Here is a 25,746-nt window from a genome sequence, read left to right on the forward strand (position 1 = left end):
AAAATGGTTGCATAAAGCAAGCACCCAGTTCTGGTGATTACTTATGCTTTGTCAGCCTATCTGTTAAAAATAACGATTAATTGCCAAGTGACTCTTTGTGGGAGGTGATGGCCTGTGCTATTTGTTTATGGGGTAATTAGATTGGTGTGATAGAATTTCGAAGGATATTGTTTTGCAAAATATAGAAACAGCTATCCGCAACGCATTGAAGAATGTTGAGGCTGATCAGGCTGCCGAAAGGCGCCGTGTCTATGAATCTGCGTGGCATGCGCATGAACGGTTTTTATCCGGCAATGACGCCTTGAGCGATGAGGATTGTACCCGTCGACGTGATGCGCTGACACAACTTATTATGACAATCGAAAGTGAATATGAGGCCGCTTATCCTGTTAAAGAATATGATTCTGTCTATGGCATTGGGCCAGAGGAATATGTTGCATTGGAAAATGAATCGGCAACGCAGATGAATGTGGCCCGTAAAAGGACAAAACGTCCGATTAAGCTATTTGCGTTTATCGCAATTGTTATCGCTCTTGTGGCAACTCTTTCATGGTCGTTTTATAACAGCCTTGTCAGTTCGTTATATGCTCCGGATCAAGGAAGTGCGGAAGTGTTACAGGAACAGGGGGGGCGACAGAATAATACTATTGGGCAATTAGATTCAAAACCTGCCGATACCAATGGAAATGATGGCTTTATTGAGGTTTTTATTCCGCGTGATGTGGCATCTGTTTCGGTACGTGGTGGCGCCAGTGCAGAAATGCATACAAAGGGGGATGAAAACTTTGTCCGTATTGTTGCCAGCCATGCGGCAGATGCCGCTGTGATTGAGCTGGGTGAAGGGATTATCAATTCTATCCGCGGTAAGAATGTCACTTTTGATATATTGGCACGCAGTGTCGGTGGGAAGACATCCCAACTAGGAATAACATGTGACTTTGGCGGTGGTGTCAATTGTGGCCGTCGTCGTTTTGAAGTGCCAGTTACACAGGAGCATATGTTGTTCGATCTTACTGTTGGCGCCGAGGCACACGGAGCAGGGCGCTTATTCATTACAACCGACCTTTTGGGAGAAGGTAAGGCTGTTGATATATTTTCAGTCCGCGTCAGAACTATGCCCTAGAATGGTGCTAGCCAATAAGATATGGATGGTACGATGTTTAAGGGCCGGCCATTAAGGAAAGATCATGATACAGGAAGCCATAGGTGTTGATGAGGCGGTTATTGAAAATGTCGTGCGTACTTTTTATGGACGGGTTTTGAAAGACGATCTTATCGGGCCGATTTTTGATGAGCGGATTAAGGATTGGGAACCGCATTTACAGAATATGTTTGCTTTCTGGTCTTCTGTTATTCTTCATACACGCCGCTATAATGGCCGTCCGATGCCCAAGCATGTTACATTGCCGGTCGAAGGCGCGCACTTTGACTGCTGGCTTAAAATTTGGGGTGAGACGGTAGATGATATTTGCGGGGCGGAAGATGCCGCCCTTTTTAAATACAAGGCGCAGCATATTGCCAAAAGTCTGGAAATGGGGGTTGCCCATTATAATGGTGTCTTTTTAAAGAGTGACGAGCGGTTGCGCTGTAAGCATGGAGATGAGGGCTATTATGCCGAATAGTAAGTTAGAGGCCCGTATTACTGAGCTTGAGATCCGTGTTGCGGAACAGGAAAAACAGATTGACGAGCTTTCGCAGATTGTAACACAACATTGGAAAGAGATTGAGGAATACCGTAAAAAGTTGAATGCCTTGATTAATCGGTTTCTGGTTCTGGAAGAACAGGCAACGCCGGAAATCGGGGTAAGCAAGCCACCACATTGGTAAGAAATGGCCCTTTGCGGAGCTGTTTCATTAACTTTAGAAATTATGCCCGCTGTGGAATGAGGCAGGCAACGCCAGTGCCTTTAAGGCCGCAATAACCATCGGGAATTTTAGCCAGATATTGTTGATGATAGTCATCGGCATAGTAGAATGGGCCAGATTGGACAATTTCTGTTGTAATATCGCCCATATGGTTTTTATGAAGTGCTTCTTGATAGTTGCTTGCACTTTTTTTCACCAGAGGAAGATCATCCATATCGGTTAGATAGATGGCGGAACGATATTGTGTGCCGATATCACCGCCTTGTCGCATACCTTGTGTCGGATCATGGGCTTCCCAATATATTTGCAGTAATTGTGTCAGAGATATTTTTTCGGGGTTGTAGACGACAAGCACCACTTCCGCATGGCCGGTTTTACCGGTGCAGACCTCTTCATAAGTCGGATTAGGGGTGTATCCGCCGCTATAACCGACAGCGGTGACAATGACGCCGTCTGTTTGCCAGAACAGCCGTTCTGCCCCCCAAAAGCAGCCAAGGCCCAATATGATTGTTTTATAGGGTTGCGGCCATGGACCTTTTAGTGACATCCCGTTGACAAAATGGTTCGGTGAAATAGCTTGGGCCTGTTCACGGCCGGTTAGTGCATTTTCTGCTGTAACGGGTGTTGTTTTTTCATTCACTAGCGTATTCAGAGACATGGTAGGCCTTTCTAATAGATAATGCGTTTGATCCGTGCAGGTCGTTTAAAGCCGATCCAATAAAGAATAATCGAGATAATACCGAATACTAGCCATGATGGCGGTTGCAGGACAAGCATGTCGAATGCAGACCAGCCATAATGTCCAAGGGCATTGGCAATGTCGGCTTCAATTGATGGCCCCGTATTTTTCGATCGCCTGAGATAGAAATCACCGAATGACATGATTGTCAGTCTTGAAGAGGCAACACTTGCTGCGGCATCAAGTATGGCTGTAATCGCGGCAAGAGTCATGAAAATATAGGCGGCCAAACGAAAGAATGTACGTATCATAAAACCTCGGTCCTGTTTGTGTGGCTTACGCATATTTTTTTTGTTCTAACTAAAATAGAGCACTTCGTCATCTGTGAAATGTGATTTTGACCCGGTTGCTTACATCGAGCGAATGAAAATGCTTGAGGGTGTTTTTGCCTGTGATGGTTATAAGATGTATGATTTTTACAGGATTAAATTTCAAAAACGGCAAGATTGCGCTTGAACTTGCATATAATCCGGCTATAGTTCGCCCCGCTGGAGAGGTGGCCGAGTGGTTGAAGGCGCACGCCTGGAACGCGTGTATAGGGGAAACTCTATCGAGGGTTCGAATCCCTCTCTCTCCGCCACTCCGGAACAAAAGTGAGAACCTGTTTTTGCAGTGTTTTTTCACCTGAGAGACCAGCAAGCGCCCGCAACAGATTTCCCTTGTGTCCGATGATACGAACGCGGCCGTTGCCGACCTCGACCCGCTGGGCGAGTGCTCGCAGGTGCTCACGTCGATAACCGCTTGATGGTTCGCGCAGCCGCTTTCGGGCTGCCTCGGCGAAGTGTTCCAGCATTTGCGGCGTGATTGCCTTCTTTTGCGAACTGTCGAGCATGGCGGTGATGCGCGCTGATTCCGCCCGCGCAGCATCACGCAAGGCTTTCAACTGGTGGATGCGCTCCTTGAGGTCTGGATCATCAAGATCTGCCACGCCGGTTTCAATCGCGTCATAGAGCCGCTTGATCCGTGCCTCCGTCTCTGCTGCCTTCTTGTTGAGTTCGGCAATCTGGCCGCGCTGTTCTTCTGTGTGCTCCTGTCGGCGATCAAGAACCGCGTTCAGGATCGTCTCAAGGCGCTCCGGTTGCAGGATATGGCGCTCAAGATGATCGGTGATGAGTGTGTCAAGCTTGTCCATCGGCACCGTCATGCCGGTACAGCCCGTCTCGCCCTGGCGCGCCTTGGTCGAACAGGTGTAGTAACGGTATTGACCGTATTTGCCGGTTCTGAGCGTCATGGCGCCGCCACACTTGTCGCAAAAGCAGATGCCGGTCAAAAGCGTCGGGCCGCTGACAACGCGTGGTGGCGATACCTTCGGGTTTCTCGATCTTAGGTGCTTCTGCACCGCCTCGAAGGTCTCCCTGTCGATGATCGCCGGAACTGCAATCGTCACAACCTCGCTTTCCGGCTTTATCTCTTTTTTCTTGGAACGACGGTTGAACTCATGCTCGCCAATATAGGTCTTGCGGGTAAGGATACGGTGCAACTGGCCGATGCCCCAGCGGCCGCCGTCACGGGTGCGGATATTGTGCCAGTTGAGATGGTTAACAATGGCCTTAACACCCATCGGTCCCGATGTGCCGGTGCCGTTGAGGGCTAGACGAAAGATCATGCGCACGGTGTCGGCCTGTAGCGGGTCGATTTCAAGTTTCTTTTTGGTCTTTGCGCCGCGCTGTTCGGCGGCAACGGTGCGATAGCCAATCGGCGGCCTTGAACCGTTCCAGAACCCTTGCCTTGCATTCTCCTTCAAGGCGCGCAGCACATGCTTGGCGTTTTCCTTTTACTGGTTTGACATATGCACGCCACCTTATCGAAGAATGGAGGAATGACTACAACCATAAAAGACCACATACAAGCCTGAAGGGTTTAACCCCCATAGAATTTACTAAAATGCATAAAAAAGATCAAAATGTGAACATTGCTAACTTATAAATGGGGATAAGTTAGGGGCAAGGTCAGGGGCGATAGCTTATGCCGCTGCGGCCGACTCTCCCGTCAATACATTGGCCGGCATTGTTGCTCTTGACCCCGCCCTTTCGTCGCACACCCGTCTGCCATCCTGCACAGAACAGGCCGATTTTGTTAAAACACCTGATGGCGGCTATAGTTACGAGGTCGGCGTGCCCATTCCCTTACCCGCCACTTTGATCTCAAAAGCCGATATGATAAAAAGTTCTGCCAATGACAGCCCGCATCAGGCTGTTCTGATTCATGATGACTTGCTTAAGACACGGTTACAAAAAACTGCAGAAGTTGCCGCCAGCTATGCAATAGAAGATGCGGCAAATGCCGCATTGCCTGCCATTGATCTGCCAACCAAAAATCCGCCCAAGGCGCTGGTCATATTCTTTTCCGGTGACGGAGGATGGCGAGATATCGATATGGAAATCGGTCAATGGCTGCAACAGCATGACGTCTATGTCATAGGCGTGGATTCCCTGCGCTATTTCTGGAAAAAACGCAGCCCGCAGGAAATGTCACATGATATCGCAAAACTCATCGACAAAAGTGATCCGGCCCATAAATTGCCGGTCAGCCTTTTCGGTTACTCCTTCGGGGCCGATGCAATTCCCTTTGCGTGGCCGCTTCTGGATGAAAGATTGCAAAAACGTATTCGTATGATCGCCTTAATGGGTGTATCCACTTCGGCAGATTTCGAAATTTCAATTGATGGCTGGCTAGGGGGAAGCGGTACATTGGATGAATTGCAACAATTGCAGAAAATGCCGCGTGACAAGACATTATGCATCTATGGAGCTGAAGAGGATGATACATCATGCCCTAGCCCGATACTTGCACCAATGCAGCGTATAAAATTGCCCGGCGGTCATCATTTTGATGAAGACTACCATAAACTTGCCGCGCAATTATACGCTGTTTTGCTCGACAAGATAAAAAATAGGGCCTTATCAGAATAAAATTCTTAATGCTTATTTTTATACTTTAAAAGCTTAAAACAGAAATTGGAAAAGACTAATTCATTAATTTTATTGAATCTGATTTTTATAAATTGGCAGTGTTTTCTTAGTATAAAAGTTATTCTGATAATGCCGACAACACCATTTTTCAGACGAGTTAGAGTTAGTCTGACAACATCTATGAAGGTTGGCCGTGGCACGAGGATAGAGAGATTTGCTGGGTGGCGGATAGTTTCTCCGATTGGATGGTGAACGAAAAATGCTCAAGTCGCATATTTATATAGTGTTGATAGCGGTGCCGATAGGCGGCCTCATTCTCAAACAGATACAGGCCGCATAACTGGGTGTGATAATCGGTTGCAAACTGTTCGGCAAATTGTTCAAGACCAGCTTGATCCTGAAATGTCTGCGGTTGTGATAATGTGAAAAAAACATCCATTGTATGGCGGCGCAGTTTGACAGATGAGAGTGCAATATTGCCGATGCGGATTTTTTCATCTTCAATACGCTGCGTGATATTTTTTTGGTGTAGGGCCAGTTGTTGCAAAGCCTCGATACGTTTTTCACCATCCGGTTGAAAGAAGGTATAAACCATCATCGCCAGAGCGCATATAATGACCGCCATAAGTTTTTGAGGAATTTTAAGTAGGCGGAACATAAGGCCGAGCAGGATAAAGCCGAGAGCGATACTGGTGGCGGTGAGGGCAACAGGATATTGGGCAAAGGGAAGAATATAGATCAGTTCTTCTAATGACATAAATATCTCGATTTGGTTTCGATGCCCGGATTATGGTCATCACAAAGATGGTTGTTTTATTTTCATACCAAAAAAATAAAAAAATGAAATTGCCACAGGCGCGACAAAGGCAGGTTTTTTATTCTTCACTCTTTTTTGTGATCAATAAACGGTTTTGTGAATGGAAACAAAATGATGGCCGCACGATATTCAAAGTGACGTTAGGGCGAATCATACACTGATCGTCGATAACTTTGAAATTTAAAATAGAAGCGCTTTTGAAGGCTTCAAAGGAGAAGAAATGAAAAATTTTGTTTGTGTTGCTGCTACTGCTCTTGTTCTTTCTGCGGGTGCCGCTGTTGCATCGCCTCTGACCGGTGATGGTACATTTGAAAATAACTATGTTGTTGGTCAGCAGACGAACGGCCCGCGTGCCGATAGTCAGTCATCGTTCCATTATCGCTTTGGTGATGGAACAATGGAGAACCGCTATGTCAATGGCCAGCACAAGAATGCACCGTTGGATGCAACACCTGTTGCTGCAACAGGCCAAAGAGATTCTGGCAACTAAGTGGAAGTGATAACAGCCGTTCATACGGTCTGTTAGGAATGTAGGGGAAAGGCGTTTCATGCGCCTTTTCCGTTTTTCTTTTTAGGCGTGATTGGAATTTAAAATCGCGCTATTTATTGAACTCTCTTTTTTGTGATCAATAAACGGTTTCGTGAATAGTAACGAAATGTCGGCCGCACGATATTCAAGATGAGGGCGCGTCATAAGTTGGCCGTCTATAGCTTGAGTTTTGAATTATTTAAAAGTTGAAGTGTTTTATGAAAGCTTCAAAAGGAGAGAAAATGAAAAATCTAGTTTGTGTTGCCGCAGCAGCTCTCATTGTTTCTGCCGGTGCTGCTGTTGCATCACCTTTGACTGGCGATGGTACTTTTGAAAATAATTATGTCTACGGTCAGAGTGTTGCAGGTGCCCCGCATGCAACTTATCAGTCGGAGCACCATAAAGCCTTCCCGAGTAATGGCAAGAGCGAAAATACTTACGTTAATGGTCAACGCCATAATTCCCCGTTGAATACTACACCTGTCGCAGCCACAGGACAGAGTGACTCAGGTGATTAAGTCGTTTAGATCATGACAACCTTTTAAATAGGTGTGTTATGAGAGCTAAAAGGCGCTTTGTGCGCCTTTTTTATTTTTTGGATTGGTCAAGGCTGATAATAGCGAGGCCAGAAAATAGTTTTGAGCTTCGTATAGCGTTGCTGTTTTACAATCTGTATGTTTCGATCATCATCAGACTGAAATATTCCCTATATTCGTCATTTGGCAAAACCTTATTAACTTTCCTTGCCTAAGCTAGAAGACAACCAAGTCCCAGATATGGGTTCCGTTTTAACGGGTATGTATTAATGTCTTTTAGTGTTTGAGTATGATGAAGAATTTAAAAGCTGACCTATCATCCCATGATTCGAAATATGATTATGAAGAGGCTTCTACAGCCTTAGTCGATCAAGTTTCTTTGGTGCCTTCTTTAAAAAAGGCCGCTGAATACCCGCACGTATGGAAAAAGGCTTTTGCATTAGGACAAAATGTACGTTTTACTCGTACCCCTGAAGTTGAGTTGATACAACGGCGTGTACAAAATGATCCTGATTTTGCGGCCAAGATGAAAGCTTTTGAAGCTGCACAGCAGGAAAAACGTGCATTGGATGCTGCAAAAGAAAAACGTATTGAACTTGTTGAGCCCGGACAGGTTGCCCGCGTCGACATGCCTGTTCATAACAAATCTATCAAGGCCGTGTCCGATGATATGAACGTTAAAATAGATGTAAGCGCAAAGGGTGAGTCGCTTTATATTTCCGATAGTGCCTTTTTTGAATTTGGACCTTTCTCATGGGGTGTTGAAGACCAGTCCAAAACTATGCCGACGGATAAGGTTTTTGTAGAATCGCATACAGCTTCTGCTTTGCCCGTTACACCTGAGGGATCGATTACCGATCTTTATCGGGTATTGGAATGTCGTTTTTCCCACGCCAATCAGTCGGCTGTGGTGGTAAAAGCGGACGAGAGGGACCATGCACAGGGTGAGGATCATCATGTTTTAAAAACATCCAATGAAAGTGCGCTAATTGAGAAGGCGGCGCCCTTTGTTGAGGATATTGCACCTAACCAGAATGTCGAGGTGGCTACTGAAACATCCACCGAGATAGAAAATCAAAAGATTGAAGCGGATTCGAAAGCTGTTCCTGTTGAGAAAAAAGATGAAACTCTGAGTGATCAGATGAGTGCAGTAGTTGAGGACTTGGAACCAGAGCAGCTCCCTCAAGAGCAGCATGAGGAGTATCCGCTGAAAGTAGAGGAAGTAGCAAAGACTGTTAATGTTGCGCCGCGGCTAGATCGGCTGTTTGCAGCCAAGCCCATGCCGAAGCAGGAGCGTATTGGTCCTTACGAATTTCCATCTATCGAGTTGTTGCAGGAAGCCATTCATAATGACGAGGCGAATGTTTCGCAGGAAGCGCTTGAACGGAGCGCCGGTCTTTTGGAAAGTGTGCTTGAAGATTTCGGCATCAAGGGTGAAATTATTCATGTTCGCCCGGGACCTGTGGTGACACTTTATGAATTTGAACCGGCTGCCGGTGTCAAGTCCTCCCGTGTGATAGGCCTGTCGGATGATATTGCGCGCTCGATGTCGGCTATATCCGCTCGTGTTGCTGTAATTCCCGGTCGTAATGTTATCGGCATAGAGTTGCCTAATCATGTACGTGAAACCGTTTATCTGCGTGAGCTAATGGAATCGCGGGCTTTCCGCGATAGCAATTATAAGTTGGCTTTGGCCTTGGGCAAAAATATCGGTGGTGAGCCGATTATAGCCGAATTGGCTAAAATGCCGCATCTTCTGGTCGCCGGTACAACCGGATCGGGCAAGTCGGTTGCTATCAATACAATGATTTTGTCCTTGTTATATCGTATGTCTCCGGAACAATGCCGTTTGATCATGGTTGATCCGAAGATGCTTGAACTGTCGATCTATGATGGTATTCCGCATTTGTTGACGCCGGTTGTGACCGATCCTAAAAAAGCGGTGACAGCATTAAAATGGGCCGTGCGCGAAATGGAAGAACGCTATCGCAAGATGGCTAAGCTGGGTGTGCGTAATATTGACGGATTCAATAGCCGTGTCAGTCAGGCTGCTGCTAAAGGCGAGACAATCAATTGCACGGTACAGGCTGGTTTTGACAAGGAAACAGGCGAGCTGCTTTATGCGCAGGAAGCCATGGATTTGACACCGCTGCCTTATATTGTGGTGATTGTCGACGAGATGGCTGATCTGATGATGGTGGCCGGTAAGGAAATTGAAGGAGCAATCCAGCGCTTGGCGCAAATGGCTCGTGCTGCCGGTATCCATTTGATTATGGCCACACAGCGTCCATCGGTCGATGTTATTACCGGTACAATCAAGGCCAATTTTCCAACCCGCATATCGTTTCAGGTTACATCGAAAATTGACAGCCGTACTATTCTTGGTGAGCAAGGTGCAGAAACCCTGCTTGGTCAGGGCGATATGCTGCATATGGCCGGAGGTGGCCGTATCATGCGTGTGCATGGGCCTTTTGTTTCCGATGAAGAAGTTGAACATGTCGTTGAACACCTTAAAACGCAAGGAACTCCTGATTATCTTGCCCATATTACCGATGATGATGATATGGAAGAGACGATTGAGGATGCTGAATCGGTTGCCGATATTCTAGCGGCTGGCAGCAGCGGCGAGGATGGTGAAGAGCTTTATTTGCAAGCTGTTAAAGTTGTCATGCGTGATAAAAAATGCTCGACATCTTATATCCAGCGTCGTCTGGGCGTAGGCTATAACAAGGCGGCAACGCTTGTGGAACGTATGGAAAATGAAGGATTGGTCGGCCCTGCCAACCATGTTGGCAAACGTGATATCCTGATCAATGGCCAGAATTATGGTGGCTGATCAAGGCAACTGCATGTTTTGGATAAGCGTGCGGTTGAATTGAATGATGTTTCAGATTCACTCAAGGCGTTTATAGCTTTGTTGTCAGGCCTGCATTTGATGATTGGCCAGTCCAACAGCGGTTTCACTTTATCTGTTGACCAATCATCTTCTAGAGATGCTTCACAGTCCTTTGAAAATAGGATAGAACCCGCACAGGAATTGCAAAACGGATCACGCTATTGAGCAGTTTTCTTGACGGTCTGTTACAAGCTGAAATACGCCGCGCTTATCTAAGTGGACGGCCATGCTTTGTTGTGTCGTCGAGACTGGATGAAATTTTATGGACAAATGGCGCTGGTGCACGTTTTTTGGGATATCAGCATGTTGGACAGGCAATCGGCCGGGGTTCTTCATTTGATCGGGCGGATAAGCGTCAGATCAATACCGGTTTGGAGAGTGGTCGACAGGTACAATTACGTGGCAAGACGGGGCGGTGCCGTTTTATAATTTCATCTTTTGACGGTGTTGATCAGCAGCAGGCTATTTTATTTGAAGGGCTTGATGACCAGCTAGCCGATGATGGGGAAGATGCCCTGATTGCCGGTCTGAGTGATGCACAGTCATTTGCGGCCATCTATGATCGGCAGGGTAATGTTTTGGCCGTTGATGATCGTTATCGTGATCTGTCACAACAGATAAGAGAGAGCGCTGTATCGCTTTTTGACATAGCACGCATAGACGGGGTCGAGCGTAAAAAAATTATCACCAATGGCAAGGCTTATTGGTGTGGTGCGTTGCAATTGAGCCAAGAACCGCAGACCTATTTGATGGTGGCTGTCAATGACATGACGGTTGAGGATGGGGCATCGGATTGGTCACAAACCGATCAAAAGCTTGATGATCAGGATAGACTGGCTCTGCGTGAAATTGCCGAGCGCTTGCGAATGGACATGGCGAGTAGCGAATGGGCTGACAAGGGCGGCGGTGCTGAGCCTCATATGCCATCATCTCAACAGCAATCCGTTCTGCAATTACAAGATCTTTATGCACTTATTGATATGGTCGGTGACGGCTTGATCATTTTGGATCAGCATTCTTATATAAGCTATATGAGCGGTGCTGCGGCCGCTTTGCTGGGGCTTGAAAACCGGAGTTTTGACGATCGTTCTTTTCTTGATCTATTTGCGCCATTGGCGCGATCGGTTCTTGATGCCTATTTTGGTGGTCTTCAATCCTCGCCTTTTAATCAGGGATGTGAAATTGCCGCCCATCAGGGACATAATCCCCATCCGGCCTTTTATTTGTATGCTATGGCATTGCCATCACAAAATGGCTTTGGGGTTATCATTCGCGATCTTTCTGAACGCAATGCCGAAACTGCAAGACTGCTTGAAAAAGTGACACAGGATCCCCTACCTTTGTCATTTGCCCAGATTATTCATGAAATACGTACGCCTTTAAATGCCATTTTGGGTTTTGCCGAAATTATGCGTGATGAAAAATTCGGCACGATTGGCAATGAGCGTTATCGAGAATATTTGCGCGATATTGTACGCTCGGGGCGCCATGTATTGTCTTTGGTCAATGATATGCTGGAGCAGTCGAAAGAACAGCATGAAAATACGCGTCCTGTCGATATAGATAAAAAAGCCACTTTATCACGCCTTGATTTATGGCCTGTCCTTTATGAGGTTGCTTCGTTGATGCAGGAAGAGGCCAATCGCAATGGTGTAATATTGCGGATCAACCGTGCACGCAATTTGCCGCATTTGGCAATCAAGGGGCGTTCATTACGCCAGATTCTACTCAACCTGGTATCCAATGCGATCCGCTTTACACCGGCTGGCGGGCAGGTTGTTTTGGCCGCCAGTCATGCGGCAGGTGTTGTCACTTTGATGGTTAGTGATACCGGTATCGGGATGAATCCGCAGGGTATAGAAAAAGCACTGCAACCTTATGGGCAGGTGCCGCGCCAAAATCCAAGGCAGGGTGATGCTGTTTTCCAGGGAACCGGTCTCGGCTTGCCTTTGACCAAAGCAATGGTTGAAGCGGAGGGCGGGCATTTCAGATTGACTTCCGTTCCCGGACAGGGAACGAAAGTCGAGCTAGAATTTCCGGTTTGATAAAGTCTAATTATTTTTGTTTGGCCAAAAGATCACGAATTTCGGTCAATAGTTGCTCATCACGAGGCACCACTTCCGGTACGGGCTTTACATTTTCATTGGCACGCATACGGTTGATGGCTTTGACAAAGATAAACAAAACCCACGCGATGATCATGAAGTTAATCAGGATGGTAATAAAATTGCCATAGGCGAGTGTTGCGCCGGCTTCTTTGGCGGCGGAAAGGGTATCCTGTTTTTCTCCGGCAAGCTGGATAAACATATTTGAAAAATCCAGCCCTCCTGTAAAGAAACCGATCAGTGGCATGATCAGATCATTAACGATTGAATTGATTAAGGCATTGAATACACCGCCGATAATAACACCGATGGCTAGATCAATCATATTACCTTTAATGGCAAACTCTTTGAATTCTTTTAGCATGTTGTTTATATAACTTTCGTCATTCATCAAAATCATAAATGGTTTTGTATCAGCACATTGTTTTCCGATTATGGGTTTTAATATAGTGCACATGATCAAAAAGTCCCGAAAGTTTTTTATGCCGACTTTGTAGCGCTCAAATAAGCTGAACATTATCAAAAAATAGGGATGAAATCTGTCGTCCGACAGGCTAAGAAAAAGCATGGCATTTATTTATAAAATTGTGTCGCGCCCTTTATGGGATGCTGCTTTGGAAAAAGGCTGTTTTGAGGGAGCGCCGGTTGATTTGTCCGACGGCTTTATTCATTTTTCGACCGGTTCTCAACTCCATGAAACTGCTGTGAAACATTTTTCCGGCCAGACCAATCTGTTATTGTTGAGCGTAGACGAAACATTACTGGGGCCAAAATTGCATTATGAGGTTTCGCGAGGAGGGGCGCTGTTCCCCCATCTCTATCGTGCATTAAAAATCGAGGAAGTTGCAAAAGTTTGTTCTTTTGAGGCTGATGATAAAGGCAATTTTCCCACCATTGGAGAAAATCAATGAGTTTGTTTTCCTATCTTGGCCGTTCGGCCTTGTTTATGTTGGAGCCTGAACGTGCCCACGCCATGGCAATACAGGGTTTAAAGAGTGGCCTGATCGGTGCGGAGCAGATTGCTGATAAGCGTTTGGCTGTGGATGTTGCGGGTCTTAAACTGCCCAATCCTTTGGGAGTGGCTGCTGGTTTTGACAAGAATGCACAAGTGCCGGATGCGATCTTACGACTGGGATTCGGGATGGCTGAAATCGGCACTGTTACGCCGCGTCCGCAAGCAGGAAATTCTAAGCCGCGTTTATTCCGATTGATAGAGGATGAAGCAGTTATCAACCGTATGGGATTTAATAATGAAGGTCACAAAGCGGTTTTGTCACGTCTGCAGGCAAGGAAAAGGCAAGGCATTGTCGGGGTCAATATTGGTGCCAATAAGGATTCGGAAGACCGGATTAGTGATTATGTCGCTGGTATTGGCTGCTTTTATGATGTGACGGATTATTTTACCGTTAATATTTCATCACCGAATACACCGGGCTTGCGTGACTTGCAGGCGCGTGAAAGTTTGCGGATGCTGATGGATGCGGTATCAGCCGAGCGTAAACGCTGTGCTGCGCACAAGCAGGTCAAAGTACCGATTTTTTTAAAAATTGCGCCTGATCTTGATGAGGAAAGTCTGGATGATATAGCTGCGGAGCTTCAGGCTTCAGATTTTGACGGGGTTATTGTATCGAACACAACCTTATCACGGCATGGATTGAAAGATCAGAAAGCAGCCAAAGAGGCTGGTGGGCTTTCGGGAAAGCCTCTGTTTGAACCAAGTACGATCGTGCTTGCGAAAATGCGTGAACGGCTAGGTGAAATGTTGCCGATTATTGGTGTCGGCGGCGTTGATAATGCTCATACATTTATCGAAAAAATAAAAGCCGGTGCCGATCTGGTGCAGTTATATAGTGCCATGGTCTTTGTTGGCCCGCATCTGCCAGCAGAAATACTGAAAAATACATTGCAGATTATGAAGCGGGACGGTGTTGATCATATCAGTGCCTATCGTGGCCAGACACAAAAAGCATGGGCCAATTTGAAGCTCACTCAATAGAATTTTGCATGATTTTTTATAAAAAGATCGTGTGACCGCTATGTTGCTCTTGCAAAAAGCCCCGATCTTCCGTATGTCACCCACACGGATTACTGAAGGTGTTCCGTATGACAAGGTATGCGGTTGTAGCTCAGTTGGTTAGAGCGCTGGTTTGTGGCACCAGAGGTCGTAGGTTCAACTCCTACCAACCGTACCACTTCTAAAGTCTGAAGCCGCATTAAAATTATGCACGCCATTCAATCCTTATCCACGCTGGAGCGAGATGCATAAGGGGAATATTGGGGCGCGTGTCAGATCATTCTTTCAGCCATTGGCGTAATGCATCATTGACAGCTTGGGGTTGTTCGATCGGAACCATATGACCGGCATGGGGAATGATAACCAGTCGTGCTTGTGGTAATAAGGCAGCCATTGCTTTTGATATGGCAGCTGGCCGGATCTGGTCATTTTCGCCGCAAATGATTGTTGTTGGACCTTGGTAGGCTTGCAAGACATCACTTGCATCATGGCGGGTGATAGAGTTCTGCCGGATTAGGACATCGGCACCCAGTCGGCGGGTCATATCCTGTATACGCGATGTTATGGCTTCATTGTTCCAGTGGTCGGGATGCAGATAGGCTTTTAACATCTGATGGCCGATGCCGATAAAGCGTCCTGGCATTCTGGCGGCTTTGATTACTTGTTGTCGTTGGGCAGCCTGTTCGGGTGTGTCGGGCAAGTAATCGGTGCCGATGAGAGCCAGTCGAGCAATGCGTATGGCATTCTGGCGTAGCATTTCCTGCGCAACATACCCCCCAAGTGAAAAGCCAGCTAAAGCAAAAGAACCTTGAGGCGCAACAGCAAAGACTGCTTTTGCCATGTCTTCGATGCTTGCTGCCTGGGTTATATCACCGATAATACAGTCAGCAACATCGGAGAGGCCTTCAATCTGGTCTCGCCAAAGCTCGCCATCATTGAGCGTTCCCGGAATGAGAACGAGCTTGGTTTTCATGGTCTATTCCATTTCAACCAGTAGATCTTTGGCGTCGATCTGGTCGCCCTGCTTAACGAAAACTTGGGCAACAACGCCATCTTTTTCGGCATGCAGCGCTGTTTCCATTTTCATCGCTTCGATGGATACCAAAACATCGCCGGTTTTAACGCTATCGCCGGCTTTGACCGCTACGCCGGAAATAATGCCGGGCATTGGTGCGCCAATTTGGTTTACGTTGCCGCTTTCTGCTTTTGGACGCACGGTTGACGAAGCACCATGGGCACGATCTGGTACTTTGATACGGCGTGGTTGGCCGTTTAGTTCAAAGAATACTGTGACCATACCCTGTTCGTCTGCTTCTCCAACAGCGAGATTGCACACAACCAGCGATTTTCCTTTTTCGATTTCGACAAGGATTTCCTCTTCCTGATCAAGGCCGTAAAAATAGACGGGGGTCGGAAGCGAGCTGACCGGGCCGTAGAGATTGGCTGCTGCAGCGTAATCGGTAAAGACTTTTGGATACATCATATAGGAAGCAAATTCAGCTTCGTTGATTGGACGGCCGATTGCATCTTCTGCCTGTTTACGTTCAGCATCAAGATCGGCAGGCTTCAACATGGCGCCGGGGCGGGTCGTGAACGGTTTTTCACCTTTGAGGGCTTTTTTCTGCAATCCGACAGGCCAGCCGCCTTCCGGCTGTCCAAGGTCTCCTTTAAGCATCGAGACAACCGATTCGGGAAAAGCGATGTCTTTGTTGGGATTTTCAACATCGTCAACCGTGAGGTCCTGACTGACCATCATCAGGGCCATGTCCCCGACAACCTTGGAAGACGGTGTTACTTTGACAATATCGCCGAACATTCTATTCACATCAGCATAGGCCTGGGCCACTTCATGCCAACGGCTTTCAAGGCCGAGCGAGCGGGCCTGTTCTTTGAGGTTGGTAAACTGCCCACCGGGCATTTCATGGAGATAAACTTCCGAGGCAGGGCCTTTAAGATCGCTTTCAAAGGCTGCATATTGATGGCGTACGGCTTCCCAATAGAAAGAGATGCGGCGTATCCATTCCGTATCAAGACCTGTTTCACGTTCTGTACCGGCAAGTGCTTCGACAATGGAACCGAGGCAGGGTTGTGAGGTGTTGCCCGATAGCGCATCCATGGCCGCATCGACTGCATCGACACCGCTTTCAACCGCAGCTAGCACGGTGGCGGCGGCAATGCCCGATGTATCATGAGTATGGAAGTGGATCGGCAGGTCTGTTTCTTCACGCAACGCCTTGAAAAGGACACGGGCTGCCCGTGGCTTCATCAGGCCTGCCATGTCCTTGATTGCAATGATGTGGGCACCGGCTTTTTCAACTTCGCGGGCCAGTTTAATATAATAGTTGAGATCATATTTGGGGCGTGCACTATTTAAAAGATCACCGGTATAGCAGATGGCGGCTTCACAAAGTTTGCCTTCTTCCTGCACGGCATCCATTGAGACACGCATATTCTCAACCCAGTTAAGGCTGTCAAAGACACGGAAAATATCCATACCGTTTTGAGCGGCTTGCCGGACAAAATGCTTGACCACATTGTCGGGATAGCTTTTATAGCCAACACCGTTGGCACCTCTGAGCAGCATTTGTAGTAGGATATTGGGTGCGGCTTCACGAATTTTTTGCAAACGCTCCCATGGGTCTTCGGTCAGGAAGCGCATGGCGACATCAAAGGTTGCTCCGCCCCAGCACTCTAATGAAAAGAGATTAGGTAGGACATGGGCATAAGTGTCGGCGATGGCAACAATGTCGTAGGTGCGCATGCGTGTTGCCAAAAGAGACTGGTGGCCATCGCGCATAGTGGTGTCGGTAATCAGCGTGCGTTTTTCATGACGCATCCATTGGCTGAACTTCTTTGGTCCTAGTTTTTCAAGCTTTTGTTTTGTACCAGAGACGAGAGGCGTATTCTCGACATGGGGGATGACAGGGGCAGCTACATTGGCTGATGGGCGCGCGCGGCCTTTGGCTTCGGGATGTCCATTGACGGTAACGTCGGCAATATAGGTTAAAAGCTTGGTTGCACGGTCTTGACGTTTGACGTGGGAAAAGAGTTCAGGTGTCGTGTCAATGAAGCGTGTTGTATAATCGTTGGCTTTGAATTTAGGATGGCTGATAATAGCTTCAAGAAAGGTCAGATTGGTGGCAACGCCGCGGATACGGAATTCGCGAAGCGCACGATCCATACGGGCAATGACCTCTTCTGTTGTTGGGGCCCAGGCCGTCACTTTTTCTAGCAAGGGATCATAGAAGCGGGTGATAACTGCGCCTGAATAGGCGGTGCCACCATCAAGGCGGATGCCGAAGCCGGTGGCCCCGCGATAGGCGGTGATGCGTCCATAATCGGGAATGAAGTTTTGCTCGGGGTCTTCCGTGGTAATACGGCATTGCAGCGCATGGCCGCGCAATTTGATATCTTCTTGGGCGGGAACACCCGACTGTGGGGTGCCGATCGCGGCTCCTTCCAGAATATGGATTTGGGCTTTGACAATATCAATGCCGGTGACTTCTTCTGTAACTGTGTGTTCGACCTGAATACGCGGATTGACTTCGATAAAGTAGAATTTGCCGCTATCGGCATCCATCAGGAATTCTACTGTGCCCGCCCCGATATATTGCGTCGCATTGGCAATCTTCAAGCCATAAGAGGCCAGTTCGGCACGTTGTTCTTTATTGAGATAAGGAGCCGGTGCGCGTTCAACGACCTTCTGGTTGCGCCGCTGGATAGAGCAGTCACGCTCGAATAAATGGACGGCATTGCCATGGGTATCGCCTAGAATTTGCACCTCGACATGGCGGGCGCGCTCAACCAGCTTTTCCAAATAGACTTCATCCTTGCCGAAAGCGGCTTTAGCTTCACGCTTGGCTTCGGTGACTTCTTTGGCCAGATCTTCAGCGCGGCGAATGGCGCGCATGCCGCGTCCACCACCGCCCCAAGAGGCTTTCAGCATTAAAGGATAACCGATTTTATCGGCAAGCTTTTTCACCTCATCTATACTGTCCGGCAGCGGATCGGTAGCCGGAACAACCGGTACGCCGATTTCAATGGCCAGATTACGTGCGGCGACCTTATTGCCCAGACGGCGCATGGTTTCGCCCTTGGGTCCAATAAAAATAATACCGTTTTCGGCACAGGCATCGGCGAATTCAGGGCTTTCTGACAAGAGACCGTAACCCGGATGGATAGCATCGGCACCGGATAATTTGGCAACGCGGATGATTTCGTCAATTGATAGGTAACTCTCGATCGGGCCCATATCATGGTCAAGATGGGGGCCACGGCCAATCAGATAACTTTCATCGGCTTTGAACCGGTGAAGTGCAAGTTTATCTTCTTCTGCAAAAACAGCGACAGTTTTAATGCCAAGCTCATTGGCTGCGCGAAAAACGCGGATGGCTATTTCTGACCGATTGGCAACGAGTAACTTATTGATAGACATATAGATGCTCCTCTTGAAATTTATTTATAAAAGGATGCGAAATAAAAGAAAAGCCTCGGTTTTTAATTCAATCGTTTGAAAACATATTTAAAAATTTTATTTAATAGAATGTGGGCAAGAGAGATGATTGAAAATATATGACGAAACAATAAGAAGTATGTTAAACACTGGGAATATGGAAAGATTGATCAAAATAACGATAGCCGAGATATTTGGTTCTAGTTTTGGAAGTGGTGGTATATGGCGGTAAAAATATCGGATAAAGAGCCCGGAAAAAAGAAAAAAGCCAAATGCAAAGAAGTGCCTGAATATATCAAGGCGACACGCGGTACCGCGACATGGAAGCAGACGGGTGAATGGCTTGCGTTCCGCGGTATTGAGGATATCGAATGTATCACGCCCGATCAGGCTGGTGTAGCACGCGGCAAGATGATGCCGTCAAAGAAGTTTACTTCAGATACATCGTTGGCATTACCTGCTGCAGTTTTTATGGCCACAATCTCCGGTGATTATCCTGAAGATGGTAATGGTTTCCATTATCCCGAAAGCGACGGGGATCTAAGGCTGGAACCTGACTTAAGCACTCTTTCAGTCGTTCCATGGGAAGATGACCCGACGGCTCAGGTTATTTGTGATCTTGTCTATCAGGATGGCAGCCGTGTGGCCTATACGCCTCGCAATGTTCTGCGGTCAATTGTTAATGCCTATACCGAAATGGGGTTGAGGCCGGTTGTGGCACCTGAAATTGAATTTTATTTGGTGCAGAAAAATCCAGATCCCGACTATCCATTAACGCCTCCAGTTGGACGCTCAGGCCGAGCCATCGGTGGTGGGCAGGGATATTCGATTGCCGGTGTCAATGAATTTGACGAGTTGATTGATGATATCTATCATTTTTCGGAAGCGCAGGGGCTGGAAATTGATACATTGATTCATGAAGAAGGAGCAGGCCAGCTTGAGATCAATCTGCGTCATGGTGATCCGATTGTTCTGGCCGATCAGGTTTTCCTGTTTAAGCGGACAATCCGCGAGGCAGCTCTAAAACATGAAATGTATGCTACCTTTATGGCCAAGCCCATTCAGGGGCAGCCGGGTTCTGCCATGCATATCCACCAGTCTGTTATTGATATAAAATCGGGACGCAACATTTTTTCCAATGAGGATGGTAGTGAAAGTGCTTCGTTGCGGCATTTTATCGGGGGCATGCAAAAGCATATGGCAGCAGCTCTTGTTATGTTGGCCCCTTATGTTAATTCGTATCGCCGTCTCATTCCTGATATTTCAGCGCCCGTCAACTTGTGCTGGGGCTATGACAACCGCACAACGGCTTTTCGTGTGCCGCGTTCGACACCGGAAGGTCGAAGGGTTGAAAACCGTATTCCATCCTCGGACGCTAATCCCTATCTTGCACTTGCCGCATCACTGGCATGTGGACTCATTGGTTTGAAAAAGCGCCTTAAACCCGACGAACCGACCATAGCTGCCGCCAATATTGATGATATTGATTTGCCGCGTGGGCTGATTGAAGCAGTAACACTGTTTGAGCAGGATAAGGTGCTGCGTTCTGTTTTGGGGGCTTCTTTTGTCAATACTTATGCGGCGATCAAGCGGCAGGAATTTGAAACTTTTATGGAAGTGATTAGTCCATGGGAACGTGAATTCCTGTTGTTGAATGTGTAAAAATGATGGATTACGCTCATTTGAATTCGCTGGGTGAATCCTGGTATGAGGCACAGCTGCAACAAAGACCGACCTATTCTTGTTGTTCGGGAAATGAAGACTGTGATGTGGCAATTATTGGCGGTGGTCTAACTGGATTGTCGGCCGCTTATCATTTGGCGCGCGGCGGTATCAGAACGATCCTTGTCGAAGGGGCGCGTTTTGGTGATTGTGCGTCGGGTCGTAATGGTGGGCAATTGGGGACAGGCCAGCGACAATGGGTTGAGCAGCTCGAACAGAATTATGGTTTTGAACGGGCGAAACAGCTTTTTGATCTGGCTGAGCAGGCTAAACAGGATATTCTTGATTTTGCCCGTTCGGGCGGCTTTGATATTGATTATCAACAAGGACAGCTTTCAGTTATTCACCATAAACGTTTGATTGACAGTTATAAGCGGCATGTCGATGTCATGGCCCGTTATGGTTATGACAAGCTTTCTTTTATGGATGTAGATGAAACAGCTGTGCGGTTGGGGTCTGAACGCTTTTTGGGTGGCATTCGTGATGTTGGTACGGGGCATATTAATCCGTTAAAGTTGGTTTTTGCATTTGCAAACGCTGCTTGCAAGGCTGGTGCAATATTGTACGAACATACACAGATTACCCGGTTACGCGATAATAATGGGCGTTATGTTTTGACCACAAAAGAGGGAAGCATAACGGCTGATCGGGTATTGATGGCCAATAATGCTTTTGGCGGAATGCTGCATTCTATGCCTCAATCCTATGTCGCACCGCTTCGTTCCTATATAGCGGCAACCGAGCCGCTTGATCCGGCGCTGAATATTCTGCCCGGTGGTGAGGCGGTTGATGATTCGCGCTATGTGGTGCGTTATTTCCGTAAAGTAGAGAATAATGTTTTATTGTTTGGCGGAGCGGAAAGTGGAGGCGATACGGTTTTGCGCGATATTGATGGTGCAATAAGGGCACAATTAAGAGAAATCTATCCGCAACTTGCCAATATCAGATTGACACACCATTGGGGCGGAACGTTGGCTATTACCATGCAGCGTTTGCCGCTGGTGCGTGATGTTATGCCGAATGTAACCTATAGCGGTGCCTATTCCGGCCATGGTGTGATGCTGGCACCTTTTATGGGTAAACTTTATGCGCAGTCTGCATTGGGCGAAAGAGGCGATATTAATCTTTTCAAGGAATTGAAACTGACACCTTTCCCCGGTGGTCTTATGCTGAGAAAGCTGTTGTTAAAGGTGGCCATGAAATGGTTCACATTGCGAGATAGCTTATGAGGCATAGTTTTATTCGAATTGGTGTTATTGTCTTATCCATATGTTTAAACATGGTACAGGCAAACGCAGGTTGGGATATTCCGCAAAACATGTTTGGTTTTCGCATTGATGATTTGGATGAAACAGACGTTTTTGCTGGCAGAACCGATTATACGGCAGAAAACCGCCAAGGAATGGAAAATTACTGGCGTAACCAAAAAGAAGACACTGTTTTGTATGAAGGACGGTGGATTTTTCGTGACGCATCTTATGACAGAACGGAACTTGTGCACTTTGCCCTTGTCGATAATCAGACTATGATCGAGATTACAGGCTGTGGCGATGTGCTTTGTCTGGTTATAGTGCGGGAAGATGGATGTTCTGAAAATACGATTCTACCTTATCGTAAGCCATTGGTTGAAGAAGGTGAAATTTATTCTGGTTATGGCTGGTATGTGCCGGAAATTCAGGAGCTTCATTTTATTGACATCAGCCGCAATGATAGCGGGGATCGTTCAAAGCCGCCCCAAAAGGGATCAAAACTTTATATTCATGGCGCTAATATTAGCTATTATCGCGAATGTGGCACTTTTTCGCATGGTGAAATCAGTCCGGTTTTTACGTCAGGCTGGGATTATGTCGGTCCACCCGTTTGCGCGGCAAAATAAACAGTTTCTATAAATGATAGCCGCCATCAATGGGTAGAACAGTGCCGGTTATAAAGCTGGCCGCATCGCTGCATAAAAAGATGGCGGCATTGGCAATATCTTCAGGATTTGATAGGCGTCCAAGAGGAATGGAACGTTCAAGGATAATGCGCGTTTCATGTGACATATGGCCGACAGATTGTTGGAAGGTTTCAGTATCGCTTTCGGCCGGGCACAGGCAATTAATGCGTATATTTTTTTCCGCCAATTCCAGAGCCATGGCGCGCGTAGCTGTTATGATCCAGCCTTTGGATGCTGTAAACCAGGTAAAGCCTTTGCGTGGGCGGATGACAGAAGTTGCACTCATCGTTAGGATAGCGCCGCTTTTTTGACGCTCCATAACAGGGAGAATGCTCTGGATGCCGAAATAGAGACCCTTGATATTGACGGCATTGACAAGATCGAATGTATCCTCATCCACTTTTTCCAAGGGGTTTTGTCGATGGGTAAAACCGGCATTGGCAATGAATACATCAATGGTTTTGAATTTTTTGACCGTTTCCTCAACCATGATATGGTTGTCTTCAAGGCGGGATACATCACATTGCACAGCGATTGCCTGCTTACCAATTCTGTCGGCAATCTGTTGAGCCTTTTTAAGATTGATATCGGCAATGACAATATTGGCACCCTCCATGGCAAAACGCTCGGCCATGGCTGCACCAAAACCGGCACCGGCACCAGTGATAAGGACAGTCTTCCCATTCAGTTTTGTCATCTCGCGCATATCATTATTCCCGCTTTTGAGTGTTTTAGAATAATGATAGACTGTTTATATAAATGTCATATTAATATTCTAATATCTTTGTAGCGCTTCATGATGAAGAGCGTATTATTCTATCTGGTTGTACCAAAAGCATGACTTGAAACTCGGTGCACGGACAATTAAAACGATTGAATGGCTTGAGCTATAAAGGTGTTTCCATGGTTAGCAAGATTATACCGATTCCGGCATTTGATATTGTGGTTTTTGGCGGAGCGGGTGATCTGGCTGAACGCAAGCTCATTCCTGCGCTTTATCAGCGCCAACGCCTTGGCCAGTATAGTGAGCCAACCCGTATTATCGGCTCTTCGCGCTCAAAAATGAGTGACGCGGATTATCGTGTTTTTGCCCGCAAGGCGATCGTTGATCATGTGGCGGATAAGGAAATTGACGAGGGCGAGATCGAAACTTTCCTTCAACGTATATTCTATGTGTCGGTTGATGTGACCGCCGAAGACGGTTGGAGCAATCTGAAAAAGAAAATTGAAACCGATGCTGCGGCTGTACGGGCTTTTTATCTGGCTGTTAGTCCATCACTTTTTGGGGAAATTGCAACCCGTCTTGGCCAGTATGATCTGGTAACAGAGGAAACACGCATTATCGTGGAGAAGCCGATCGGGCGTGATCTTCAATCCGCAACCGAGCTTAATGATACTTTGGCTAAAGTTTTTGACGAAAGACAGATTTTCCGCATTGATCATTATCTTGGAAAAGAAACAGTACAAAATTTAATGGCATTGCGCTTTGCCAATGCACTTTATGAGCCGTTATGGAACTCCAATCATATCGATCATGTCCAGATTACGGTTGCCGAATCGGTTGGTCTGGAAGGTCGTGCCGGTTATTACGACAATGCCGGTGCTTTGCGTGACATGGTACAGAACCATATTTTGCAGTTGCTGTGTCTGGTGGCTATGGAGCCACCTTTTTTGAATAATGCCGATGCGGTACGTGATGAAAAACTGAAAGTATTGCGTTCTTTACAGCCAATCATCGGGCACAATGTTGCGGCCAATACAGTGCGTGGACAATATCAGGCCGGCGCCTCAACTTATGGTGCTGTTGGTTCCTATCTTGATGACCTTAAAGGTAATTCATCGAATACGGAAACATTTGTAGCTTTGAAAGCAGAAGTGGAAAATTGGCGTTGGGCGGGTGTTCCATTCTATTTACGAACCGGCAAGCGTATGGCCTCGCGCATGTCTGAAATTGTTGTAACCTTCAAGCAGATTCCGCATAATATATTTGGTGCGGATGCCGGTGAAATAAGTGCAAATCGGCTGGTTATCCGGTTGCAGCCGGATGAAGGTGTCAAGCAATGGCTGATGATCAAGGATCCCGGGCCGGGTGGTATGCGTTTACATCATGTCCCGCTTGATATGACTTTTGCTGGTTCTTTCGCCGAGCGTAATCCCGATGCCTATGAGCGGTTACTTATGGATGTTATCCGCGGCAATCAGACCCTGTTCATGCGGCGTGATGAGGTGGAAGCGGCATGGAACTGGATTGATCCTATTCTGGAAAGCTGGGAAGAAACCAAGCAGCCAGTACAGCTTTATACGGCTGGGACATGGGGGCCGTCACGCGCTATTGCTTTGATTGAGCGTGATGGGCGGACATGGAATGATGTGATCTGATTGTAATCAGGCATTTTCAATTTGAAGATCGGTTGCAAGGCTGTTAAGTCTAGCACAGAGCAATATCGCGGAAGATGATATGGACTATAACAATCTTGAAAGGCTTGATTTTGATAATCCGGCACAATTGGCTGCCGCGCTAAGTGATCGCGTTGCTGCAGAATTGTCTGTTGCGATCAGTGAGCGCGGACAGGCGTTTATGGCTGTTTCCGGGGGGCGTACGCCGGAGCTTTTTTTCCATTATCTGGCCAAGGCCGATATTGCTTGGGAACATATCACTATTACCCTTGTTGATGAGCGATTTGTTCCGACAGATGATGAACGTTCGAACGAACTGTTTGTGCGTAAAAATTTGCTGCAACATTTTGCGCAGAAAGCCAAATTCATTGGCCTTTATACCAAAGCGGTTACTGCCGAGTTGGCTGCCTTTTCTGCCGCGAGCCGAATCAATAGTCTGCCCAAACCGTTTGATGTCGTTATTCTTGGTATGGGTGTCGATGGGCATACGGCGTCTTTTTTCCCCGGCGGAGATAGGCTTCGACAGGCTATTGATCCAACATCGCGCGCTTTTATTTTGCCTATGCATGCCAAAGGTGCGGGCGAGCCGCGTCTGACGATGACATTGCCGCTTCTTATTTCTGCCCGATTTTTGGCGCTGCAATTGGAAGGGCATGGCAAGCTTGCCAGTTTCGAACAGGCATTGAAGAATGGTGCTGATAAGGACATGCCGATCCGTGCTGTACTCAACAATTTGCAACGCCCGTTGAAAATATACTGGTCTCCGGCGGAAGGGGACCGACATGAGCCGCCATCGCAAACGCTATTTGACTGATGGTTCGGCT

25 protein-coding genes and 2 tRNA genes are annotated in these 25,746 nt (G+C 47.2%); 19 read left to right on the forward strand and 8 right to left on the reverse strand.

Annotation, left to right across the window (positions count from 1 at the left end; all coding sequences use genetic code 11):
• Positions 1-172: 172 nt before the first annotated feature.
• The 3 genes from ACYZ97_RS00705 to ACYZ97_RS00715 all read left to right on the forward strand — a co-directional run bounded on the left by ACYZ97_RS00705 (position 173) and on the right by ACYZ97_RS00715 (position 1,827).
• Positions 173-1,123 (forward strand): hypothetical protein, encoded by a 951-nt coding sequence (locus ACYZ97_RS00705; RefSeq protein WP_473299453.1) that lies wholly within the window; start codon positions 173-175, stop codon positions 1,121-1,123.
• 64 nt (positions 1,124-1,187) lie between these two features.
• Positions 1,188-1,622, forward strand: a complete 435-nt coding sequence (locus tag ACYZ97_RS00710; RefSeq protein ID WP_473299455.1) for a group III truncated hemoglobin — start codon at positions 1,188-1,190, stop codon at positions 1,620-1,622.
• Positions 1,612-1,827 carry a SlyX family protein gene (locus ACYZ97_RS00715; protein WP_473299457.1) on the forward strand — a complete coding sequence of 72 codons (216 nt, stop codon included), beginning with the start codon at positions 1,612-1,614 and terminating at the stop codon, positions 1,825-1,827. Before ACYZ97_RS00710 ends, ACYZ97_RS00715 begins: the two co-directional genes overlap by 11 nt.
• 40 nt (positions 1,828-1,867) lie before the next feature.
• On the opposite strand, the gene msrA is transcribed toward ACYZ97_RS00715, so the two are convergent.
• Together msrA and ACYZ97_RS00725 are read right to left on the reverse strand one after the other, a co-directional pair.
• Complete coding sequence (gene msrA / locus ACYZ97_RS00720) at positions 1,868-2,524, reverse strand: peptide-methionine (S)-S-oxide reductase MsrA (protein WP_473299458.1); 657 nt, start codon at positions 2,522-2,524, stop codon at positions 1,868-1,870.
• 11 nt (positions 2,525-2,535) lie between these two features.
• A complete protein-coding gene (locus ACYZ97_RS00725) occupies positions 2,536-2,856 on the reverse strand; it encodes a hypothetical protein (protein WP_473299460.1) in 321 nt (106 codons plus the stop codon).
• A 239-nt stretch (positions 2,857-3,095) separates the two neighbouring features.
• Between ACYZ97_RS00725 and ACYZ97_RS00730 the strand changes: the two genes are divergently transcribed.
• Positions 3,096-3,185 (forward strand) — tRNA-Ser (locus tag ACYZ97_RS00730).
• On the opposite strand, the gene ACYZ97_RS00735 is transcribed toward ACYZ97_RS00730, so the two are convergent.
• A complete protein-coding gene (locus ACYZ97_RS00735) occupies positions 3,153-4,361 on the reverse strand; it encodes a recombinase family protein (protein WP_473299462.1) in 1,209 nt (402 codons plus the stop codon). The genes ACYZ97_RS00730 and ACYZ97_RS00735 overlap by 33 nt on opposite strands.
• A gap of 26 nt (positions 4,362-4,387) precedes the next feature.
• On the opposite strand from ACYZ97_RS00735, the gene ACYZ97_RS00740 reads away from it, so the two are divergent.
• Together ACYZ97_RS00740 and ACYZ97_RS00745 are read left to right on the forward strand one after the other, a co-directional pair.
• Entirely contained in the window at positions 4,388-4,531 is a 144-nt protein-coding gene (locus ACYZ97_RS00740) for an integrase core domain-containing protein (protein ID WP_473300590.1), read from the forward strand.
• Positions 4,532-4,602: 71 nt separating this feature from the next.
• Positions 4,603-5,517, forward strand: coding sequence for a virulence factor family protein (locus tag ACYZ97_RS00745; protein WP_473299464.1), 915 nt, complete (start codon positions 4,603-4,605; stop codon positions 5,515-5,517).
• A gap of 178 nt (positions 5,518-5,695) precedes the next feature.
• On the opposite strand, the gene ACYZ97_RS00750 is transcribed toward ACYZ97_RS00745, so the two are convergent.
• Positions 5,696-6,274: a hypothetical protein gene (locus ACYZ97_RS00750; protein ID WP_473299465.1), complete on the reverse strand. Its 579-nt coding sequence runs from the start codon at positions 6,272-6,274 to the stop codon at positions 5,696-5,698.
• A gap of 280 nt (positions 6,275-6,554) precedes the next feature.
• Here ACYZ97_RS00750 and ACYZ97_RS00755 point away from each other — a divergent pair, with 280 nt between their 5' ends.
• The 5 genes from ACYZ97_RS00755 (at position 6,555) to ACYZ97_RS00775 (ending at position 12,340) form a co-directional block, all read left to right on the forward strand.
• Positions 6,555-6,824 carry a hypothetical protein gene (locus tag ACYZ97_RS00755; RefSeq protein WP_473299466.1) on the forward strand — a complete coding sequence of 90 codons (270 nt, stop codon included), beginning with the start codon at positions 6,555-6,557 and terminating at the stop codon, positions 6,822-6,824.
• A 281-nt stretch (positions 6,825-7,105) separates the two neighbouring features.
• Positions 7,106-7,381, forward strand: coding sequence for a hypothetical protein (locus tag ACYZ97_RS00760; protein WP_473299468.1), 276 nt, complete (start codon positions 7,106-7,108; stop codon positions 7,379-7,381).
• Between the two features lie 310 nt (positions 7,382-7,691).
• Positions 7,692-10,235: a DNA translocase FtsK gene (locus ACYZ97_RS00765; protein WP_473300591.1), complete on the forward strand. Its 2,544-nt coding sequence runs from the start codon at positions 7,692-7,694 to the stop codon at positions 10,233-10,235.
• 18 nt (positions 10,236-10,253) lie between these two features.
• Positions 10,254-10,460 carry a hypothetical protein gene (locus ACYZ97_RS00770; protein WP_473299470.1) on the forward strand — a complete coding sequence of 69 codons (207 nt, stop codon included), beginning with the start codon at positions 10,254-10,256 and terminating at the stop codon, positions 10,458-10,460.
• Entirely contained in the window at positions 10,457-12,340 is a 1,884-nt protein-coding gene (locus ACYZ97_RS00775; RefSeq protein WP_473299472.1) for a sensor histidine kinase, read from the forward strand. The genes ACYZ97_RS00770 and ACYZ97_RS00775 overlap by 4 nt, the downstream gene beginning before the upstream one ends.
• Before the next feature lie 10 nt (positions 12,341-12,350).
• Here ACYZ97_RS00775 and mscL read toward each other — a convergent pair whose 3' ends face one another.
• Positions 12,351-12,764, reverse strand: coding sequence for a large conductance mechanosensitive channel protein MscL (gene mscL / locus ACYZ97_RS00780; protein ID WP_473300592.1), 414 nt, complete (start codon positions 12,762-12,764; stop codon positions 12,351-12,353).
• Positions 12,765-12,966: 202 nt separating this feature from the next.
• On the opposite strand from mscL, the gene ACYZ97_RS00785 reads away from it, so the two are divergent.
• The 3 genes from ACYZ97_RS00785 (at position 12,967) to ACYZ97_RS00795 (ending at position 14,592) form a co-directional block, all read left to right on the forward strand.
• The gene (locus tag ACYZ97_RS00785; protein ID WP_473299474.1) at positions 12,967-13,311 is read left to right on the forward strand and encodes a DUF952 domain-containing protein; all 345 of its coding nucleotides are present in this window, start codon (positions 12,967-12,969) and stop codon (positions 13,309-13,311) included.
• The gene (locus tag ACYZ97_RS00790; protein ID WP_473299476.1) at positions 13,308-14,396 is read left to right on the forward strand and encodes a quinone-dependent dihydroorotate dehydrogenase; all 1,089 of its coding nucleotides are present in this window, start codon (positions 13,308-13,310) and stop codon (positions 14,394-14,396) included. The genes ACYZ97_RS00785 and ACYZ97_RS00790 overlap by 4 nt, the downstream gene beginning before the upstream one ends.
• Positions 14,397-14,515: 119 nt before the next feature.
• Positions 14,516-14,592 (forward strand) — tRNA-His (locus tag ACYZ97_RS00795).
• A 99-nt stretch (positions 14,593-14,691) separates the two neighbouring features.
• On the opposite strand, the gene ACYZ97_RS00800 is transcribed toward ACYZ97_RS00795, so the two are convergent.
• Positions 14,692-15,387 carry an alpha/beta fold hydrolase gene (locus ACYZ97_RS00800; RefSeq protein ID WP_473299478.1) on the reverse strand — a complete coding sequence of 232 codons (696 nt, stop codon included), beginning with the start codon at positions 15,385-15,387 and terminating at the stop codon, positions 14,692-14,694.
• 3 nt (positions 15,388-15,390) lie between these two features.
• Positions 15,391-18,849, reverse strand: coding sequence for a pyruvate carboxylase (pyc, locus tag ACYZ97_RS00805; protein ID WP_473299480.1), 3,459 nt, complete (start codon positions 18,847-18,849; stop codon positions 15,391-15,393).
• Positions 18,850-19,089: 240 nt separating this feature from the next.
• Between pyc and ACYZ97_RS00810 the strand changes: the two genes are divergently transcribed.
• From ACYZ97_RS00810 to ACYZ97_RS00820, 3 genes are read left to right on the forward strand one after another with little or no spacing between them, the layout of a single operon-like run.
• On the forward strand, positions 19,090-20,529 hold the full coding sequence (locus ACYZ97_RS00810; RefSeq protein WP_473299481.1) for a glutamine synthetase family protein: 1,440 nt from the start codon (positions 19,090-19,092) through the stop codon (positions 20,527-20,529).
• Positions 20,530-20,531: 2 nt separating this feature from the next.
• Positions 20,532-21,818 (forward strand): NAD(P)/FAD-dependent oxidoreductase, encoded by a 1,287-nt coding sequence (locus ACYZ97_RS00815; RefSeq protein WP_473299482.1) that lies wholly within the window; start codon positions 20,532-20,534, stop codon positions 21,816-21,818.
• Positions 21,819-21,868: 50 nt separating this feature from the next.
• A complete protein-coding gene (locus ACYZ97_RS00820) occupies positions 21,869-22,465 on the forward strand; it encodes a hypothetical protein (RefSeq protein ID WP_473299484.1) in 597 nt (198 codons plus the stop codon).
• A gap of 7 nt (positions 22,466-22,472) precedes the next feature.
• Here ACYZ97_RS00820 and ACYZ97_RS00825 read toward each other — a convergent pair whose 3' ends face one another.
• Positions 22,473-23,222 (reverse strand): glucose 1-dehydrogenase, encoded by a 750-nt coding sequence (locus tag ACYZ97_RS00825; RefSeq protein WP_473300593.1) that lies wholly within the window; start codon positions 23,220-23,222, stop codon positions 22,473-22,475.
• A gap of 206 nt (positions 23,223-23,428) precedes the next feature.
• Here ACYZ97_RS00825 and zwf point away from each other — a divergent pair, with 206 nt between their 5' ends.
• Together zwf and pgl are read left to right on the forward strand one after the other, a co-directional pair.
• Complete coding sequence (gene zwf / locus ACYZ97_RS00830) at positions 23,429-24,904, forward strand: glucose-6-phosphate dehydrogenase (protein ID WP_473299486.1); 1,476 nt, start codon at positions 23,429-23,431, stop codon at positions 24,902-24,904.
• A 79-nt stretch (positions 24,905-24,983) separates the two neighbouring features.
• On the forward strand, positions 24,984-25,736 hold the full coding sequence (gene pgl, locus ACYZ97_RS00835; RefSeq protein WP_473299488.1) for a 6-phosphogluconolactonase: 753 nt from the start codon (positions 24,984-24,986) through the stop codon (positions 25,734-25,736).
• Positions 25,737-25,746: the final 10 nt, after the last annotated feature.

It is taken from the genome of Bartonella sp. bp_1 (assembly GCF_055808085.1).